Annotated in this window: 16 protein-coding genes and 1 tRNA gene; 7 read left to right on the top strand and 10 right to left on the bottom strand. The window is 66.7% G+C overall.

Annotation, left to right across the window (positions count from 1 at the left end; all coding sequences use genetic code 11):
- Positions 1-290: 290 nt before the first annotated feature.
- Entirely contained in the window at positions 291-542 is a 252-nt protein-coding gene (locus tag WS62_RS37020) for a hypothetical protein (RefSeq protein WP_156441162.1), read from the bottom strand.
- 129 nt (positions 543-671) lie between these two features.
- On the bottom strand, positions 672-1166 hold the full coding sequence (locus WS62_RS27300; protein ID WP_066577522.1) for a BCAM0308 family protein: 495 nt from the start codon (positions 1164-1166) through the stop codon (positions 672-674).
- A 407-nt stretch (positions 1167-1573) separates the two neighbouring features.
- Here WS62_RS27300 and WS62_RS27295 point away from each other — a divergent pair, with 407 nt between their 5' ends.
- Positions 1574-1903: an HPF/RaiA family ribosome-associated protein gene (locus tag WS62_RS27295; RefSeq protein WP_066577520.1), complete on the top strand. Its 330-nt coding sequence runs from the start codon at positions 1574-1576 to the stop codon at positions 1901-1903.
- A gap of 342 nt (positions 1904-2245) precedes the next feature.
- Here WS62_RS27295 and WS62_RS27290 read toward each other — a convergent pair.
- The 6 genes from WS62_RS27290 to tig all read right to left on the bottom strand — a co-directional run bounded on the left by WS62_RS27290 (position 2246) and on the right by tig (position 9055).
- Positions 2246-2321, bottom strand: a tRNA-Val gene (locus WS62_RS27290).
- 56 nt (positions 2322-2377) lie between these two features.
- The gene (locus WS62_RS27285; protein ID WP_066577595.1) at positions 2378-2650 is read right to left on the bottom strand and encodes an HU family DNA-binding protein; all 273 of its coding nucleotides are present in this window, start codon (positions 2648-2650) and stop codon (positions 2378-2380) included.
- 224 nt (positions 2651-2874) lie between these two features.
- Positions 2875-5295, bottom strand: coding sequence for an endopeptidase La (lon, locus tag WS62_RS27280; RefSeq protein WP_066491823.1), 2421 nt, complete (start codon positions 5293-5295; stop codon positions 2875-2877).
- A 195-nt stretch (positions 5296-5490) separates the two neighbouring features.
- Positions 5491-6762: an ATP-dependent Clp protease ATP-binding subunit ClpX gene (gene clpX, locus WS62_RS27275; protein ID WP_010102969.1), complete on the bottom strand. Its 1272-nt coding sequence runs from the start codon at positions 6760-6762 to the stop codon at positions 5491-5493.
- Between the two features lie 159 nt (positions 6763-6921).
- Entirely contained in the window at positions 6922-7575 is a 654-nt protein-coding gene (gene clpP / locus WS62_RS27270) for an ATP-dependent Clp endopeptidase proteolytic subunit ClpP (protein WP_025989765.1), read from the bottom strand.
- A 133-nt stretch (positions 7576-7708) separates the two neighbouring features.
- Positions 7709-9055: a trigger factor gene (gene tig / locus WS62_RS27265; RefSeq protein ID WP_066577518.1), complete on the bottom strand. Its 1347-nt coding sequence runs from the start codon at positions 9053-9055 to the stop codon at positions 7709-7711.
- A gap of 448 nt (positions 9056-9503) precedes the next feature.
- Between tig and WS62_RS27260 the strand changes: the two genes are divergently transcribed.
- Positions 9504-10673, top strand: coding sequence for a glycerate kinase family protein (locus WS62_RS27260; protein ID WP_066577515.1), 1170 nt, complete (start codon positions 9504-9506; stop codon positions 10671-10673).
- A 91-nt stretch (positions 10674-10764) separates the two neighbouring features.
- Positions 10765-11214 (top strand): MarR family winged helix-turn-helix transcriptional regulator, encoded by a 450-nt coding sequence (locus WS62_RS27255; protein ID WP_066577513.1) that lies wholly within the window; start codon positions 10765-10767, stop codon positions 11212-11214.
- 291 nt (positions 11215-11505) lie between these two features.
- Here WS62_RS27255 and WS62_RS27250 read toward each other — a convergent pair whose 3' ends face one another.
- Positions 11506-12504 carry a 2-dehydropantoate 2-reductase gene (locus tag WS62_RS27250; protein ID WP_066577511.1) on the bottom strand — a complete coding sequence of 333 codons (999 nt, stop codon included), beginning with the start codon at positions 12502-12504 and terminating at the stop codon, positions 11506-11508.
- A gap of 95 nt (positions 12505-12599) precedes the next feature.
- Positions 12600-13745 carry a helix-turn-helix transcriptional regulator gene (locus WS62_RS27245; RefSeq protein ID WP_066577508.1) on the bottom strand — a complete coding sequence of 382 codons (1146 nt, stop codon included), beginning with the start codon at positions 13743-13745 and terminating at the stop codon, positions 12600-12602.
- A gap of 323 nt (positions 13746-14068) precedes the next feature.
- On the opposite strand from WS62_RS27245, the gene WS62_RS27240 reads away from it, so the two are divergent.
- The 4 genes from WS62_RS27240 to WS62_RS27225 all read left to right on the top strand — a co-directional run bounded on the left by WS62_RS27240 (position 14069) and on the right by WS62_RS27225 (position 18260).
- Positions 14069-15124, top strand: a complete 1056-nt coding sequence (locus WS62_RS27240; RefSeq protein ID WP_066577505.1) for a porin — start codon at positions 14069-14071, stop codon at positions 15122-15124.
- 23 nt (positions 15125-15147) lie between these two features.
- Positions 15148-16335 carry an MFS transporter gene (locus WS62_RS27235; protein WP_066577501.1) on the top strand — a complete coding sequence of 396 codons (1188 nt, stop codon included), beginning with the start codon at positions 15148-15150 and terminating at the stop codon, positions 16333-16335.
- A 45-nt stretch (positions 16336-16380) separates the two neighbouring features.
- The gene (locus WS62_RS27230) at positions 16381-17490 is read left to right on the top strand and encodes a class II histone deacetylase (protein ID WP_066577499.1); all 1110 of its coding nucleotides are present in this window, start codon (positions 16381-16383) and stop codon (positions 17488-17490) included.
- A 146-nt stretch (positions 17491-17636) separates the two neighbouring features.
- A complete protein-coding gene (locus WS62_RS27225) occupies positions 17637-18260 on the top strand; it encodes a phospholipase D family nuclease (RefSeq protein ID WP_066491806.1) in 624 nt (207 codons plus the stop codon).
- Positions 18261-18267: the final 7 nt, after the last annotated feature.

Below are 18267 nucleotides of genomic sequence, written 5' to 3'. Positions count from 1 at the left end.
CGCCACTCACCGCTCCCGCCTCCCGTCGACGATGTGAAACGCGCGAATTGCCGGTCTCATCGGCAACGGCAGCCGGCATGAACGCCAAAGCGCGAATCGCACCGTGTCGCACCACCAACCGACTGCCGCCGCACGTCGACAATCGCCCGGCCGATACGAGCGCGAAAAACCGCGTCGCTCAATCGGGAGCGTCGACGGTCGCCGTGCCAGCCACGCTCATCGCGTCCATTCGTCGCCGGTTGCGTGCGCAACGAAGCGGCACCTCGCCCAGGCCAGGCCTAGCGCTTCGCCTACGCGATCGCGCTACCTTCCGACACCCGTTCTCTCAGCAACGCATTGGCGATCTCGATCGCCTTGTCGCGAACCAAAGGCGTCATGTTGCACATCGAGACCGGGTGGCGATCGGCGGTCCAAGGCATGCCGCCTCCAGGCTCGAGAGCACATCGATCGAACCGGCCTGCACGGGTGGTCGGCCCGGATGCCGCGCCGCACGGCGGCCGGGTCGCCGACGCCGGCGTTCGGGCGAACTTGGTCTGCGCCATCGCACGACATCGACATGCTCGCGCACGACGATTGCGCATCGCATCGGCTGCCAGCACACGACGAGGCTGCAGCAAACGCGCGCGCGCCAGCGGCCGAAACGCGCGGACTACCCCGCAAGCACGCGCCGTTCATCGACGCCAATACGCGCGAACGAGTTGTTCATCGAGGCTGTATTTCAGGTCGAGCGAGCCCTGATACGCGGACTTGAGCGCCGAGCCGAGATTGCGCGCCAGATGGACGTCGGTGGTGGTCACGACCGTCGCGCCGCCGTCGGTGTCGATCGACATGATCCGCTGCATCGGGCGCCCCGCGCGCGCACGCTCCTCGTGATGGCGCAGCAGTTGGAGCAGCTCGGACAGATGCTCGTTGGCGAATGGTCCGTCGATATGGAGATAGCCGGCCGGCAGACGCTCGGCGGTGCGCTGACAGGCGCCGCATTGATGCTCGTGCGCATCGTCGGGACGCGCGAGCCACTGCCAGCGCCCGGCGCTGAAGACCGCGCCGCAGGTCGGGCACACCGTCGGCTCACGCAGTTTGCGACGCATCGCACAAGGATCTTGCGCGAGTCCGGGATAGACCTCTTCGTGACTGCCTGCCTTGAAAGGCCGCGTGCGATGGTTCATGGGGACGCTCCTTGCATGACGCCGAACGAATGCAATGACAGCCTCAGCCTATGGCAGGCGTCCGCGCCGACGTTGACCTGAGTCAACGAAGCCATGCCGCGCATTCGGGCGCTCGCGCACCGAGCGCGGCGATGGACGGCGCTCGCGTTGCACACCATGCGCGCCGCACCTTTCCCGCTCGCACAAGATGCGCCGCCGCACCACAGCGCATTCGCACCGTGAACGCACTCCATGCTCGCCTGAGCGCAATCGCCCAGCGTTGATCGACGTCAAGCCGCAATTCGCGCCACGACGAACAATGAAGGCGTCCGCCCGCAAGGCCCCGGGCCGCGCAAATCCGCTTCGCGCACGGTCCGTGGTCGACGGCGCATACGCACGACCAACTTCGTCTTTCACCGAGTACAACAATGAAATTACCGCTCGAAATTTCGATTCAAGGCATGTCTCGCTCCGACGCGCTCGAAGAGGCCGTCACCCGCCACGCCGCCAAGCTCGAACGCTATTGCGCCGACATCATCCGCTGCCGGATCAGCGTGATCCTCGACGACAAGCACAAGCACCAGGGCAAGCCGTTCGACGTGCACATCGACGTGACGATCCCGGGGCGCGAGCTCGTGTCCAATCGCGAATCCGACGAGGACGTGTACGTCGCGCTGCGCGACGCGTTCAAAAATGCAGAGCGGATGCTCGACGACGCGGTGAACAAGCGCCGGGATCGGACGCGGCAGTCCGCGTGACGTGACGCGGCATCGCCGCAGGCCTCGCACGCCACGAGCCGCGCCGCGGCGAGCCGTGAGGTGAGCGCGCGGCGCCCGCGCATGCGAGCCGACGACGCTGCACCCATGGCATCTTGGGGCCGGGCGGACGACGCCAAACAATCGCGGTGTGGCGCCGCAATGCGCGCCCCGGCGCCGTCATCGCGGCAATTCGGCGACCGGCCGGAAGCGGCACCTTCAAGCGAGCCGCGTTTCTCCAACGGCGCCGCAAAACAAAAAACCCGCAAGGCAATCGCCATGCGGGTTTCAGTCACTGCTGCGGTCTTCTTCGGGCTGCGTCGAACGCGTGTCGCGAAACGGAACTGGTGGGTGCTGAGAGGCTCGAACTCCCGACCTACGCCTTGTAAGGGCGCCGCTCTACCAACTGAGCTAAGCACCCGCTCCGAATACACGCCGTTCTCGATCGGGGTATCGCCCCTTCAAACAGCAAGCTGGTTAGTTTAGCGCATCCTTCAGTGCTTTGCCAGCCCTGAATTTGGGCATGTTCGCCGCGCGAATCTCGATCGCCTCGCCGGTACGCGGGTCGCGGCCGCCGCGCGCAGCGCGCTTGCCGACCTCGAACGTGCCGAAGCCGACGATCGTCACCGCGCCGCCCCGCTGCAGCGTGCTCGTGACGCCGCTGAGCAGCGCGTCGAGCGCACGCGCCGCCGACGACTTCGACAGGTCCGCCTGCCTTGCGATATGTTCAATCAATTCGGTCTTGTTCATCCACGCTCCGGAGTCGGTCGGCTTGTTCGTCGCTCGGCGCGCAAGCAGGAAAAAAGCGCCGCGCACCGCCTCCATCCATTAGAGGAAGCCGAAACGAAAACGTCAAGACGCGTCCGCCGCTCGCAGACTCGCTCGCGAGCGCTACCTGCCGTCGCGCGCAAAAACAAAGCCCACGGCCTCTCGGCCGTGGGCTTGTCCGCGAAGCGCGAACTACCTGCGCGCACTCAGTGCTTGACGACCTCAGTCGAGCCGGCGTCCTTCGCGGGTTCCGCGACGGGCGCCGCCGCCTTCGCCTCTTCCTCGGGCAGCGCGCTCGGCAGACGTTCGAGCGCGAGTTCGAGCACCTTGTCGATCCACCGGACCGGCACGATTTCAATCGCGTTCTTCACGTTGTCCGGAATGTCCGCGAGATCCTTCACGTTCTCTTCCGGGATCAGCACGAGCTTGATGCCGCCGCGGTGCGCTGCGAGCAGCTTCTCCTTCAGCCCGCCGATCGGCAGCACTTCGCCGCGCAGCGTGATCTCGCCCGTCATCGCGACGTCGGCGCGCACCGGAATGCCCGTCAGCACCGACACGAGCGCCGTCGTCATCGCGATGCCGGCGGACGGACCGTCCTTCGGCGTCGCGCCTTCCGGCACGTGGATGTGGATGTCCTGCTTTTCGAACGCTTCGTCCTTGACGCCGAGCCGGCGCGAGCGCGAGCGCACGACCGAGCGCGCGGCCTCGACCGACTCCTTCATCACGTCGCCGAGCGAGCCCGTGCGGATCACGTTGCCCTTGCCGGGCATCACGGCCGCCTCGATCGTCAGCAGATCGCCGCCCACTTCGGTCCATGCGAGACCCGTGACCTGGCCGACCTGGTTCTCTTTCGCGGCAAGACCGAAATCGTACTTGCGCACGCCGAGGAACGTGTCGAGGTTCGCGCCGTCGACCTTGATCGCGCCCGTCGCCTTCTTCAGCAGCAGCATCTTCACGACCTTGCGGCAGATCTTCGAGATTTCGCGCTCGAGCGACCGCACACCCGCTTCCCGCGTGTAGTAGCGGATGATGTCGCGGATCGCCTGCTCGGCGACCTCGATCTCGCCCTCCTTCAGGCCGTTGTTCTTCTTCTGCTTCGGCAGCAGGTAGCGCTGCGCGATGCTGACCTTTTCATCCTCCGTGTAGCCCGACAGACGGATCACTTCCATCCGGTCGAGGAGCGGCGGCGGAATGTTCAGCGAGTTCGACGTCGCGACGAACATCACGTCCGACAGGTCGAAATCGACCTCGACGTAGTGGTCGGCGAACGTGTGGTTCTGCTCCGGATCGAGCACTTCGAGCAGCGCCGACGACGGATCGCCGCGGAAATCCATCCCCATCTTGTCGACTTCGTCGAGCAGGAAGAGCGGATTGCGCACGCCGACCTTCGACAGGCTCTGCAGGATCTTGCCCGGCATCGAGCCGATGTAGGTCCGGCGGTGACCGCGGATCTCGGCCTCGTCACGCACGCCGCCCAACGCCATGCGGACGAACTTGCGGTTCGTCGCGCGCGCGATCGACTGGCCGAGCGAGGTCTTGCCGACGCCCGGAGGCCCGACGAGGCACAGGATCGGCGCCTTCACCTTGTCGACGCGTTGCTGCACCGCGAGGTACTCGAGGATCCGTTCCTTGACCTTCTCGAGGCCGTAGTGATCCTCGTCGAGGACCTTCTCGGCGTTGGCCAGGTCGTTGTTGACCTTGCTCTTCTTGCGCCACGGCAGCGCGATCAGCGTGTCGATGTAATTGCGCACGACAGTCGCTTCCGCCGACATCGGCGACATCAGCTTCAGCTTCTTGAGTTCGGCGTCGGCCTTCTTCTTCGCTTCCTTCGGCATGCGCGCGGCGTTGATGCGCTTCTCGAGCTCCTCGAGATCGGCGCCTTCCTCGCCTTCGCCCAGTTCCTTCTGGATCGCCTTGACCTGTTCGTTCAGGTAGTACTCGCGCTGGCTCTTCTCCATCTGGCGCTTCACGCGCCCGCGGATGCGCTTTTCGACCTGCAGGATGTCGATCTCGGCTTCGAGCTGGGCGAGCAGGTGCTCGAGCCGCTCGATGACCGGGAACATCTCGAGGATATGCTGCTTCTGGTCGAGCTTGAGCGGCAGGTGCGCCGCGATCGTGTCGGCGAGCCGGCCCGCCTCGTCGATACCCGACAGCGACGTCAGAATTTCAGGCGGGATCTTCTTGTTCAGCTTCACGTACTGATCGAACTGCGACACGATCGCGCGGCGCAGCGCTTCGGTTTCGGCGCTGTCGGCGTGGTCCGGTTCGAGCGGCATCACTTCGCACGAGAACTGCGTCTCCTGCTCTTCGATCGACAGCGCCTGCGCGCGCTGCAGCCCTTCGACCAGCACCTTCACGGTGCCGTCGGGCAGCTTCAGCATCTGCAGGATGTTCGCGATGCAGCCGACGTCGTACATGTCTTTTTCGGTCGGCTCGTCCTTGGCGGCGGTCTTCTGAGCGACGAGCATGATGTGCTTGCCGCCTTCCATCGCCACCTCGAGGGCCTTGATCGACTTTGGCCGGCCCACGAAGAGCGGGATCACCATGTGCGGGAAAACGACGACATCCCGCAGCGGCAGCAGCGGCAGCGTAGTGCGTTCCGGCGGGAGAAGTTGGGTGCCTGACATTTCATTTCCCCATGAGTGGAATCAATTGTTCGGTAAGTAAGGCCGGCACAGCGGATTGCAAGCCTTCAGCGCGTGGGAAATATTCAGTAAAAAAGTGACCGTGCGGTTCGAGTCAGAGTGACCCACAAGATAAACGAAAAAAAGCCGTTCACGATTCCATGAACGGCTTTTTTGCTCACGAAACTTCAAAGCCGATCAATTCGAACCCGCCACTTTCGGCGTGTCCTCATAAATGAGTAACGGTTTGCCGTCTCCTTCGATGACATTGTCGTCGATGATCACCTTGCCGACCCCTTTGAGGGTCGGTAGTTCGTACATCACGTCGAGGAGCGCCTGCTCGATGATCGAACGCAGCCCGCGCGCGCCCGTCTTGCGACGGATCGCCTTGCGGGCGACCGCCTGCAGCGCGTCCGGGCGAATTTCGAGTTCGACCCGCTCCATCGCGAACAACTTCTGATACTGCTTGACGAGCGCGTTCTTCGGCTCGACGAGGATCTTCATCAGCGCGGCTTCGTCGAGCTTGCCGAGCGTCGCGACGACGGGCAGACGACCGATCAGCTCGGGGATCAACCCGAATTTGATCAGGTCTTCCGGCTCGACCTCGCGCAGCACTTCGCCCGCGTCCCGCTCCTGCTTGCTCTTCACGGTCGCGCCGAAGCCGATGCCGGTCTTCTCGGTGCGGTCGGTGATCACCTTCTCGAGGCCGTCGAACGCGCCGCCGCAGATGAACAGGATGTTCGTCGTGTCGACCTGGATGAAATCCTGGTTCGGGTGCTTGCGGCCGCCCTGCGGCGGCACCGACGCCATCGTGCCCTCGACGAGCTTCAGGAGCGCCTGCTGAACGCCCTCGCCCGACACGTCGCGGGTGATCGACGGGTTGTCCGACTTGCGGCTGATCTTGTCGATCTCGTCGATGTAGACGATCCCGCGCTGCGCCTTCTCGACCTCGTAGTTGCAGTTTTGCAGCAGCTTCTGAATGATGTTCTCGACGTCCTCGCCGACGTAGCCGGCTTCCGTCAGCGTGGTCGCGTCGGCGATCACGAACGGCACGTTCAGAAGGCGCGCGAGCGTCTGCGCGAGGAGCGTCTTGCCGGAGCCCGTCGGGCCAATCAGCAGGATGTTGCTCTTCGACAGCTCGACGTCGTCCTTCTTGTCGAGATGCTTCAGGCGCTTGTAGTGGTTGTAGACGGCGACGGCGAGGATCTTCTTCGCGCGCTCCTGCCCGATCACGTATTGATCAAGGATGTCGCGAATCTCCTGCGGGCTCGGCAGGTCGGATTTGGACAGGCTGGCTTCGACGCCCGCCGCGGCCGCTTCGTCGCGAATGATCTCGTTGCACAAATCGATGCATTCATCGCAGATGAACACCGACGGCCCCGCGATGAGTTTTTTCACCTCATGCTGGCTTTTGCCGCAAAACGAGCAATACAACAGCTTCTCGCTGTTCGAACCTTTTTTGTCCGCCATGAATTAGAGCCTCCGGACACGTGAGTTACATGATACGCCGTTTGTCCCCGATACCATGACCTGGTAAATACTCGGGAGACGGCGGCGATGTTCTTTTGCCGCAGATGCTCGGGGCGTGTGGCGGGTGCCGCACCTATTGGGGCGGCACCCCACTAAAGCTTACGGGCGCTTGATCGACACGTGATCGATCAGCCCGTACGCCTTCGCATCTTCGCTGGACATGAAATTATCACGGTCGGTGTCGCGCGCGATGCGCTCGACGTCCTGACCCGTGTGTTGGGCGAGCAGGTGGTTCAGGCGGTCCTTCAGGTAGAGGATCTCGCGTGCCTGGATCTCGATGTCCGACGCCTGGCCGCGCGCGCCGCCGAGCGGCTGATGGATCATCACGCGCGCGTTCGGCAGCGCATAGCGCTTGCCCTTCGCGCCCGACGCGAGCAGGAACGCGCCCATGCTGGCCGCGAGGCCCATGCAGAGCGTCGACACGTCCGGCTTGACGAACTGCATCGTGTCGTAAATCGCCATCCCGGCCGAAACCGAGCCGCCCGGGCTGTTGATGTAGAGGCTGATGTCCTTGTCGGGATTCTCGCTTTCGAGGAACAGCAGTTGCGCGACCACGAGATTCGCCGTCTGGTCGTTGACTTCGCCGACCATGAACACAATGCGCTCTTTCAGGAGGCGCGAGTAGATGTCGTACGAACGCTCGCCGCGACCGCTCGTCTCGACGACGATCGGCACGAGCCCGAGCGCTTGCGCCTCGAAATCCCGCGGGGCTTGCGAAGCCAACGTGTCCAGCAATTGAGCGCGATTAATCATTCAATGAGCCTTGTCCGAGAATGAGTATTGAACGGCAGGAAACGAACCGGAGAACGTCGCACGCGGCGCCGCATCATGAAAAAACGGCGTGCCGGCTGTCGCCCCGACAGCCGGCACGCCGCTAGAGCAACACTTATGCTTGCGCCGTTGCGCTCGCCAGTGCTTCGAAGCTTACTTCCTTATCCGTCACCTTCGCCTTGCCCAGCACGAAATCGACGACGTTGCTCTCAACGACGAACGCTTCCATTTCGGCGAGGCGCTGCTGATTCGAATAATACCAGCGGACCACTTCCTTCGGGTCTTCGTAGCTCTTCGCGAATTCGTCGACTTCCGCACGGATCTGCTCCGGCTTCGCCTCGAGGCCGTTCGCCTTCACCAGCTCGGCCAGCACGAGGCCGAGCTTCACGCGGCGCTCGGCCTGATCGGCGAACATTTCGACCGGAATCGGCGCATCCTTCGCGTTCGGCACGCCGCGCTGCGCGAGATCCTGACGGGCCATCTCGACGAGGCGCTGCTGGTCCTGCTCGATCAGCGCCTTCGGCACGTCGAGCTCGGAAATCTTCAAGAGCGCGTCCATCACCTGGTTCTTCACGATCGACTGCGTGCGGCGCTTCGCCTCGCGCCCGAGGTTTTCCTTGATCTCGCCGCGCATCTTGGTCAGATCGCCGTCCTCGATGCCGAGCGACTTCGCGAAATCGGCGTCGATCGCCGGCAGGTGCGGCCACTCGACCTTCTTCATCGTGACCGTGAACTGCGCGGTCTTGCCCGCCACGTCCTTGCCGTGGTAATCGTCCGGGAACTTCAGCTCGAATTCGCGCGACTCACCCGTCTTCAGGCCAAGCGCCGCCGTCTCGAATTCGGGCAGCATCCGCCCTTCGCCGAGCACGAACACAAAGTCTTCGGCCGTGCCGCCCTGGAACGCGACGTCGTCGATCTTGCCGACGAAATCGACTGTCACGCGGTCGCCGTTCTGCGCCGCCGTGTCCGCGCCGCCGTCGCCGTGCTCGCCGCCTTCGCCCCGCGCGTGGAAGTGCACGCGCTGCTTGCGCAGGATGTCGAGCGTGCGGTCGATTTCGGCGTCGCCGATCGTCGTCGTCGAGCGCTCGACTTCAGCCGTCTCGAGCGCACCGATCTTCACTTCCGGGTACACCTCGAACGTCGCGTCGAACGCGTACGCGCCCTCCGCTGCGTCCTGCTTCGGCTCGAAGCTCGGCTGGCCCGCGACGCGCAGGTTCTCCGCGCGGCTGACCGTGAAGAACTCCTGACCGATCTTGTCGCTCAGCACCTCCGCCTCGACCTGGCCCGCATACTGCTGCGCGACCATCTTGAGCGGCACCTTGCCCGGGCGGAAGCCCGGCATGCGCACGTTCTTCGCGAGTTTCTGAATACGGGCGTCGATCTCCTTCTGCACGACATCCTTCGGCAGGGAGATCGTCACACGGCGTTCGAGCTTGCCGAGGTTTTCAACAACGTTAGCCATGGCTTCAATCGTCCTAAAATTATTCGAGCGAATCGGTTTTTCCTTGCCGTGCCAGCCTTGCGACGGACGCGCTGTCGCGCACCGTCCGTTCGCTCGTGCGAGCGCATCGGGCACAGGCCGCGCTGGCGACCCGCTCAACCCCGCGCGCAACTTCCGCGTGCGACTCGATCGGCGGCTTGGAGCAACGGCTTTGGCCGGAAGAATCGACTATTCTAGCAAACTATTTTCCTCTCACCGCGAGTTCAGGCGGTGGCGCGCCGCAGCATCGCGCGCGCGGCGCCCTCCGTGCGATCCCGGACATGCGCGGCGCGGTATCCCGCACCCGCGGGCCATCCGGTAAGCTCCCTTTTCGATCCCGCCGGTCTTCGCGCCGCACGCACGCCCCACCGCATCCGCCGTGCCCGCCCGCGCGATCCGCCCGTCGTCACGAACAGCATCCGGAGACACCATGTCGCAGCATTCGCCCGCGCCCGTTGTCGTCATTGCGCCCGACTCGTTCAAGGGGTCGCTATCCGCCGAACAGGTGGCGAACGCGATCGCCGCGGGCGTCGCGCGGGCGCGCCCCGACGCCGTCGTGCGGCGCTGCCCGATGGCGGACGGCGGCGAAGGCACGCTCGACGCGCTCCTCGCGCACGGCGGCACGCGCCGCACGCTGCGCGTGCCCGGCGCGTCGCTCGCGCCGCGCGACGCGGCCGTCGGCCTCATCGACGCGCGCACGACGATCGTCGAGACGGCGGAAATCGTCGGCATCACCGATCCGGCCGGCATGAGCGTGCCCGTCGCCGCGCGCAGCACGCGGGGCTTGGGCGACGCGATCCGCGCCCTTCTCGACGAAGGCGTACGCGCGTTCTACGTCGCGCTCGGCGGCAGCAGCACGAACGACGCCGGCGCAGGCCTTCTCGCCGGCCTCGGGCTGCGCGCGTTCGACGCGCACGGCCGCGAGATCGAGCCGACGCCCGAGCGGCTCGCGCACGTCGCGAGCGTCGACGTCGCCGAGCTCGACGCGCGCCTTGCCGAGACGTCGTTCGTCGCGATGTCCGACGTCGACAATCCGCTCACGGGCGAGCACGGCGCGACCGCCGTGTTCGGCCCGCAAAAGGGCGTGACACCCGCGCAGGTCGCGCCGCTCGACGCGGCGCTCGATCATTTCGCGGCGCTCGTCGAGGCGGCGCTCGTCCGCCGTCCCACCGGGACTTCCGCTGGTCGCGCCCGCGATCTGCCCGGCGCCGGCGCGGCGGGCGGGCTCGGCTTCGCGCTGCACGTGCTCGGCGCGCGCTTCGAGCCGGGCGCCGATGTCGTCGCGCGGCAAATCGGCCTCGACGCGGCGCTCGCGGGCGCGAACTGGATGATCACGGGCGAAGGCCGCTCGGATGCGCAGACGCTGCACGGCAAGGCGCCGTTCGTCGCGTGCCGGCACGCGCGCGCGGCAGGCGTGCCGGCGACGCTGCTGTCGGGCGCGGTCGATGCGGCGGCGCTGCCGCAATTGTCTGGTCATTTCGACGGCTGCTTCTCGCCCGCGCCCGGCCCGATCACGCTCGACGTCGCGCTGCGCGACGCCGCGCGCCTGCTCGAGAACGAGGCCGAGCAGTTGACGCGGCTGCGCTACGGCCGGGCCTGACGCTCGGCACGTGCGGCCCGCGCGGCGCACCGTTGACCGCGCGCCGCGATACGGCAACAATCGGGCCCGCACCCCTCATTCAGGACACGACATGACAGGCAGCAAAGTCGGGCTCGACCAGTTCATGACCTACCGGATGCACGTGCTGAACAAGCTCTCCGACCGCGGCATCGGCGATCTGTATCAGACGAAGCTCGGCGTATCGCTGCCCGAGGCGCGGATCATCGCGTCAGTCGGCGCGTTCGGGCCGTTCTCGATCATGGAGCTCGCGCGGCGCGCGAACCTCGACAAGAGCCAGGCGAGCCGCGCGGCCGAGGCGCTGATCCGGCGCGGGCTCGCCAAGCGCCGCCCGAGCGACGCCGACGGACGCGTCGTGCTGATCGCGCTCACGCCGGCGGGCGCCGCGCTCAACCGGAAAATCATGCCGATCGCGCGCAAATGGAACGCCTTGCTGCTCGATTGCCTGAGCGAAAGCGAGAAAGCCGCGTTCAGCCACGCGCTCGACAAGATCATCGCCCGCGCGCGGGAACGGACGGATTGAACGCTCGACGGGCGGCCGGCCGGACCCGCTTGGTACGCGGGCGTCGGGGCCGTGAATCGGGTAGTCGCGGCGGTGACGATTCGTTTGCGTTTTCAGCAGACTATTCGCTCACGTTCGAATTCGGAGAATTGACCGATTTGCCGATCGGCTGATCGGCGAGCCTCGCGGCTTCGTGTCGACGGCACGCGCCCAAGCGTCGCCCGCCCCGTTCGCGCGAACGCACGCAGCGCCGTCGCGCGGCGCCTTCACGAACCGCCCGCGTCGATCGGCCACCGCCCGCCGCACGACACGTCACAGCCCGGAATTGAACGCACGCTGTCGCAGCAGCCCGAGCACCGCGTCGCAATATGGCGTCGGCACGCCGAGCTTGCGGCCGAGCTCCGGGAACACCCCCAGAATCGGCCCGATCTCGAGCGGCCGCCCCGTCTCCAGATCCTGCAGCATCGACGTCTTGAACGCGCCGAGCCGGCGCGTCACCGCGATCCGCTCCGGACCGCTCATCCCAGCCGACAAACCGAGCCGCGCGCCGATCGCGTCGGCCTCCTCCATCATCCGCAGCACGAGCTCGTGCGTATGCGGATCGTCGAGCAGGCGATCCGCCGCCGAGCCCGTCAGCGCGCTCAGCGGATTCATGTTCATGTTGCCCCAGAGCTTCGCCCAGATGTCGGTGCGAATGTCGGCCGAGCGCTCGACGTCGAAGCCGCCCGCCGCGAGCGCGTCGGCGACGCGCGCGGTCGGATCGCGCAGTTCGGGCCGCGGCGCGCCGACGATCAGCCGGTTGCCGCGCCCGCGCACGACGACGCCCGGCTCGCGCGTCGCCGCCGAAAGATGGACGACGCAGCCGATCGAGCGCGCAGGCGGCAGCGCCGCGGCCGTCGCGCCGCCCGGGTCGACCGCGTCGAGTACAGCGCCGTCGAGCGGCCCGCCGAAGCTGTCGAAGAACCACCACGGCAGGCCGTTCATCGCGGCAACGATGACCGTCCGCGGCCCGACGAGCGGCGCGACGCGCGCGGCGACGTCGGGCAGCGCCTGCGCCTTCAGCACGACGACGATGTAATCCTGCACGCCGAGCGCGTGCGCGTCGTCGCTCGCGCGCAACGCGACCGCCGCCTCTTCGCCCGGCTTGCCCGCAGCGCCGACGATCCGCAGCCCGTGCTCGCGCAACGCGTCGAGCGTCGCGCCGCGCGCGAAGGCGCTCACGTCCCAGCCCGCGCGCGCCAACGCCGCCGCGAACAATCCGCCGATCGCGCCGATCCCGACGATCGCCGCGCGCACCGGTGCTCGATCCATATGCGTGTCTCCTCGTTCGATGAAGCGACGAGCATAGAGTCAAATAGTTGCAGCCACCACCATTTCTCGGCGCGGCGCCAGGCTCGGATCGCGCATCACTCGTCGCCGTCGCGCCCCGCGCCAATGCCTTGCGCAGCGCGAGCGATCTCGCCGAGCACGCCCGAGATCTGGCTCTTGTCGTGCATCCCGAGCTTGCGATACGCGCAGCGCAGATAGTGGCGCACGGTGGCGGGCGCGATCTCCATTTGCTGCGCGACTTCCTTGTGCGAGCGCCCTTCGCCGTAATAGCGGATCGCCGCGAGCTCGCGCGGGCTCAGGCGGTCGAGCAGCGAGCGAGGCCGCACCTCCAGCTGGAACAATCCGGCGACGGGCACGCAGCGCATTCGCAGCGCATCACCCGAATACGCCTGCGACGCATGGCGGCGCATGTGATCGACGAGCGCCGGCGGCAGCCGCGAGCCGCTCCAGTCCGGCCACTCGGTTCGCAGCACCGCGCCGAAGCCGGCGTCCGCGTGATGCAGCACGCCGAAGTTGTCGCAGATCGCGCGCACCGTCGATGCGGCCGCCTCGCTGCGCAAGCGGCCCAATTGCGCGGCGCGATTGATCGTCAGCGCGGCCGCGAGATGTGGAATGACGTCTTCGTAGCGGCGCGCGTCGTCTTCGGTGAACTGACGATTCAAGCCCTGCCGGTAGATCGACATGAACGTCGTGAGTCCGAAACGACGGTCGAGCGTGCACACGCACATGAGCTGAGCGAGCCCGTACTTGACGCACCAGTCGCGAAACCGGCCGTCGAGTCCCGGCTCGACGACCGACAGGATCGCCGCCTGGCCATACGCGCCATGCAAAGTGCGATGCGCGAGCGGATCGCAATCGCGCACGCGCTTCCAGTCGGCGAAGAACTCGTGCGGCAGCCGGAACAGATAGCTGTTGTGCATCACGGGGCCGGTCGGCGTGTGGTTCGCGACGCCCGTCCATCCGGCGTCGAACGGCAGATAGCGCGACAGCAGCTGGAAGAACCGGCACTCGAATTCGCCGATCGACGCGCGGCTCGCAACCGCATACAGGTCGAGCAGCAACAGGCTCAGCTCGCGCGACGCCGCGCCCGGCGTCTGCGTGACGCCGTCGAAGTCGCGCCTGCGCAGCGCAAGCGGCGGCCACGCGGCTTCGTCGAGCACGATCGCCGCCGGCACGTCGCGCAGCGCATCGATGTCCTGCCGGATCCCCCCTCTGATCGCCACCACTGACCGCTCCCTTGCCCGCTCGTATCGCCGGCCTTGTGCGCTTCGATGAGCGATCGATTATAGCCGCCGGCCTTTTTTGAAAACCGCCCGCGCGCGAACGCACGAATGCCCCATCCATTTGAACGGTATCGGTGCGCTGCCGCGCTGCGCCATCCGTGCCGCCGCGCCCGGACCGCGCACACACACCGGCACGACGGCATTCAGGACGCCTTGAGGGTTTCCCGCACCGTTCATCTGAACGGCTTTGCAGCGACATCGCCGCTACCGACACTGCGGACGCCTCCCACAAAAACGATCACCCGGTTTGGAGAAACAAAGCGATGAGGACGTTCAGGCACACACGCAGACGGCGCGCGCTCGCGGCAACCGCGACGCTCGCTGCGCTATCCGGTTCGACGCATGCCCAGTCGACGCTCACGCTGTACGGCGTCGCCGATGCCGGCGTGCAATATCTGTCGCATGCCGACGGCCCCAAAGGCGCATGGCAACTGCAGAATTACGGAATCCTACCGTCCCAGATCGGACTGAAAGGCGAAGAGGATCTCGGCGGCGGCTGGCGCGCGCTCTTCAAGCTCGAGCAGGGCATCAACCTGAACGACGGCACGTCGACGGTGCCGGGCTACGCGTTCTTTCGCGGCGCGTACGTCGGCATCGGCGGCCCGGCCGGCACCGTCACGCTCGGCCGTCAGTTCAGCACGCTGTTCGACAAGACACTCTTCTACGACCCGCTCTGGTACGCGGCGTACAGCGGCCAGGGCGTCCTCGTGCCGCTGTCGGCGAACTTCATCGACAACTCGATCAAGTACCAGTCGGCGACGTTCGCAGGCTTCGACGTCGAGGCGCTCGCCGCGACGGGCGGCATCGCCGGCAACACGCGCGCCGGGCGCGTGCTCGAGTTCGGCGGACAGTTCACGAGCAACGGGCTGTCGGCGAGCGCCGTCGTGCATCAATCGCACGGCACGCTCGACGGCGGCGTCGAGCGCTCCGCGCAGCGGCGCGCGATCGGCACGCTCGCCGCGCGCTATGCGTTCGCGTCGCTGCCGCTCACCGTCTATGCGGGCGTCGAACGCCTGACGGGCGATCTCGATCCCGCGCGCACGATCGTCTGGGGCGGCGCGCGCTATCAGACGAGCGGACGCCTCGGCTTCGCGGGCGGCATCTATCACACCGATTCGCCGACGCAGCGGATCGGCCACCCGACGCTCTTCATCTCGAGCACGACCTATTCGCTGTCGAAGCGCACCGTCGCGTACCTGAACCTCGGCTACGCGAAAAACAGCGGCCAGAGCGCACAGACCGTCTACGAATACGACCCGACGCCGCTCGCCGGCACATCGCAGTTCGGCGCGATGCTCGGCATGTACCACGTCTTCTGAATTGAGCCTTCGAGATCACGACCATGAAAACATTGCTGCAAGATTCCACGCTGCCGTGCGCGACGCCGTCCGACGACGCGCCCGATTTCACGAGCGGCACGCTCGCCGCGCTCGTCGCGTTCGCTGCGATCACGCCGCTCCTGCTGCTCGTCGCGCCCGCCGTCGCCGGGCAGCTCGGCGCGCAGCTCGGACTGTCGGCTTCGCAGATCGGCACGTACTTCTTCGTCGAGCTGGGCGCGTTCTGCCTCGCGACGCTGCCGTCGTATCTGTGGCTCGGCCGCGTCGACGCGCGGCGCGTCGCGTGGTGCGCGACCGCCGCGTTCTGCGTCGGCAATCTCGCGACTGCCGTGACGATGCCGGACTTCGTCCCGCTCCTCGCGCTGCGCGCGGTAACGGCGCTCGGCGGCGGCACGCTGATGGTGCTCTGCATGACGAGCGCCGCGGCGAGCAGCAATAGCGATCGCGTCTACGGGCTCTGGGTCGTCGGCCAGTTGATCGCGGGCGCGGCCGGCCTCTTTCTGCTGCCGCATCTGTTCGATGCAGTCGGATTGCGCGCGCTGTATGCAGTGCTCGCCGCGCTCGCGCTGTGCGCGGCGCCGCTCGCGAACCGCTTTCCGGCCGTACCGCGCGCGCGTCCCCGACGCGCTCACGGCGCACGTCCGGATGCGTCGCGCGCACCGACCGCGTTCGCGATCGGCGGCGTGCGGACGTTCTATCTTGCGATCGGCGGCGTGTGGACCTTCGCGAACAAGGCCGCGGCCGCGGTCGGCTTCGACGCGCAGGCGAGCGGCAACGTACTCGCGATCGCGAGCCTGATGGGGATCGCGGGCGCCGCGCTCGCGTCGTACCTAGGCGGCCGCGCCGCGCGGCGCGCGATGCTCTACGTCGGATACGGCATCCTCGCCGCATCGCTCGTCATGCTCGCGGCGATGCCGAACGCATCCGGCTACACGACGGCGATCTTCGGCTTCAAGTTTGCGTGGACGTTCGTCCTGCCGTTCATTCTCGCGAGCGTCGCGGCTGTCGATACGACGGGACGCCTGATCGCGACGCTCAATTTCGTGATCGGCGCGGGGCTCGCCGCCGGGCCGCTCGTCGCCGGGCTGCTGCTCGACGGCGGCGGCACGCTGCGCGCGCTGTTCACGATCGCCGCAACCGTGTCCGTCCTCTCGCTCGCGGCGCTGCTGCGCGTCGAGCGCGGCGCGCATTGACGCCGCATGTCGCTTCCCTCTCCTTCATCGCTTCAGCTCATCGCAATGAAAAAAACCGCTTTCTTCACCGACGAACGCACTTTCTGGCACACGGGCGGCGCGCATGCGCTGTTCTTTCCGGTCGGCGGCTGGGTGCAGCCGCCGTCGAGCGCGGGCTACGCGGAATCGCCCGACTCGAAGCGGCGACTGCTGTCGCTCGTGCACGCATCGGGGCTCGCCGCACGTCTCGACATGCAAAGCGCGCCCGCCGCAACCGACGCCGATCTGCTGCGCATCCATCCCGCGCATTACCTCGAAGCGTTCAGGCGCGCGAGCGACGCGGGCGGCGGCGATCTCGGCGAGCTCGCGCCGTTCGGCAAGGGCAGCTACGAAATCGCGGCGCTGTCGGCGGGGCTCGCGCTCGCCGCCGTCGACGTCGTGCTCGCCGAACGCGCGGCAAACGCGTTCTCGCTGTCGCGCCCGCCGGGCCACCATTGCCTGCGCGACAAGCCGATGGGCTTTTGCCTGTTCGCGAACATTCCGATCGCACTCGAAGCCGCGCGCGCGACGCACCGGATCGAGCGCGTCGCCGTGATCGACTGGGACGTGCATCACGGCAACGGCACGCAGGCGATCTACTATGACGATCCGCACACGCTGACGATCTCGCTGCATCAGGACCGCTGCTTTCCGCCCGGCTACAGCGGCGCCGACGAGCGCGGCGCGGACGCGGGCGTCGGCGCGAACGTCAACGTTCCACTGCTCGCGGGCGCGGGCGACGATGCGTACCGCTACACGTTCGAGCGGATCGTGCTGCCCGCGCTCGATGCGTTCAAGCCGGAGCTCATCGTCGTCGCGAGCGGGCTCGACGCGAACGCGGTCGACCCGCTCGCGCGAATGCAATTGCACAGCGACAGCTACCGGTTCATGACGCATGCGGTGAAGGAAGCCGCGCAGCGGCATTGCGGCGGGCGGCTCGTCGTCGTCCACGAAGGCGGTTATTCGGAGGCCTACGTACCGTTTTGCGGACATGCGATCGTCGAGGCGCTGTCGGACATGCGCACCGACGTCGCCGATCCGATGCTCGAACTCGCGATCGCGCAGCAGCCCGGCGAGCGCTTCAACGCGTTTCAGCGGCAATTGATCGACGAGATGGCAACGAGCTTCGGCTACTGACGAAACGAAACCAGACGAAACGATGCGGCGCCGCGCGGCGCCGTGCGTCTTCATCCGCCGGCACAAAGTTCTCGGCGAAGCGGCGAAAAATCGCGCTGTTGCCGTTACACTCTCGTCCTCCTTCGTTTCGAGCGTCCAAGAATCACATGCAGTTGCAAAAGCGGCTCGCCGCCGCGTGTCTCGCCGTCGTTTTCCTGTCTGCTGCGCCGCCCGCCGTCAGCAAGACGAATTCCGAATCGCTGCTTACCCGCCTCTTCGACCTGATCGCCGACGCGCTGCCGTCGCCCGCGAAGGAGGCGCCCGCCGGGCAGGTCGTCGAAGCCGCGTTCTCGCCCGACGGCGGCGCCGAGACGCTCGTGCTGAAGGTGATCGGCGCGTCGCGCGCGTCGATCCGCCTCGCGGGCTATTCGTTCACGTCGCCGAAAGTCGTGCGGGCGTTGCTCGACGCGCATCGTCGCGGCGTCGACGTCGCGCTCGTCGTCGACAACGACGGCAATCGCTCGAAGGCATCGAAGCAGGCGCTCAACCTGCTCGTCAACGCGAAGGTGCCGACGCGCACGATCGACCGCTATGCGATCCATCACGACAAATACATCGTCGTCGATGGCCGCCATGTCGAGACGGGCTCGTTCAACTACAGCGCAGCCGCGGCCGCGCGCAATTCGGAGAACGTGCTCGTCGTCTGGAACAATCCGGCGCTCGCCGCGCAATACCTGAAGCATTGGCAGAACCGGTTCGATCAGGGGGCCGACTATCGGTCGACGTATTGATCGGCTG

Source organism: Burkholderia sp. ABCPW 14, from assembly GCF_001523835.1.
Classification (GTDB): domain Bacteria; phylum Pseudomonadota; class Gammaproteobacteria; order Burkholderiales; family Burkholderiaceae; genus Burkholderia; species Burkholderia mayonis.
Note: the sequence above shows the minus strand (reverse complement) of the source record. Positions and strands in the feature narration are given on the sequence as shown.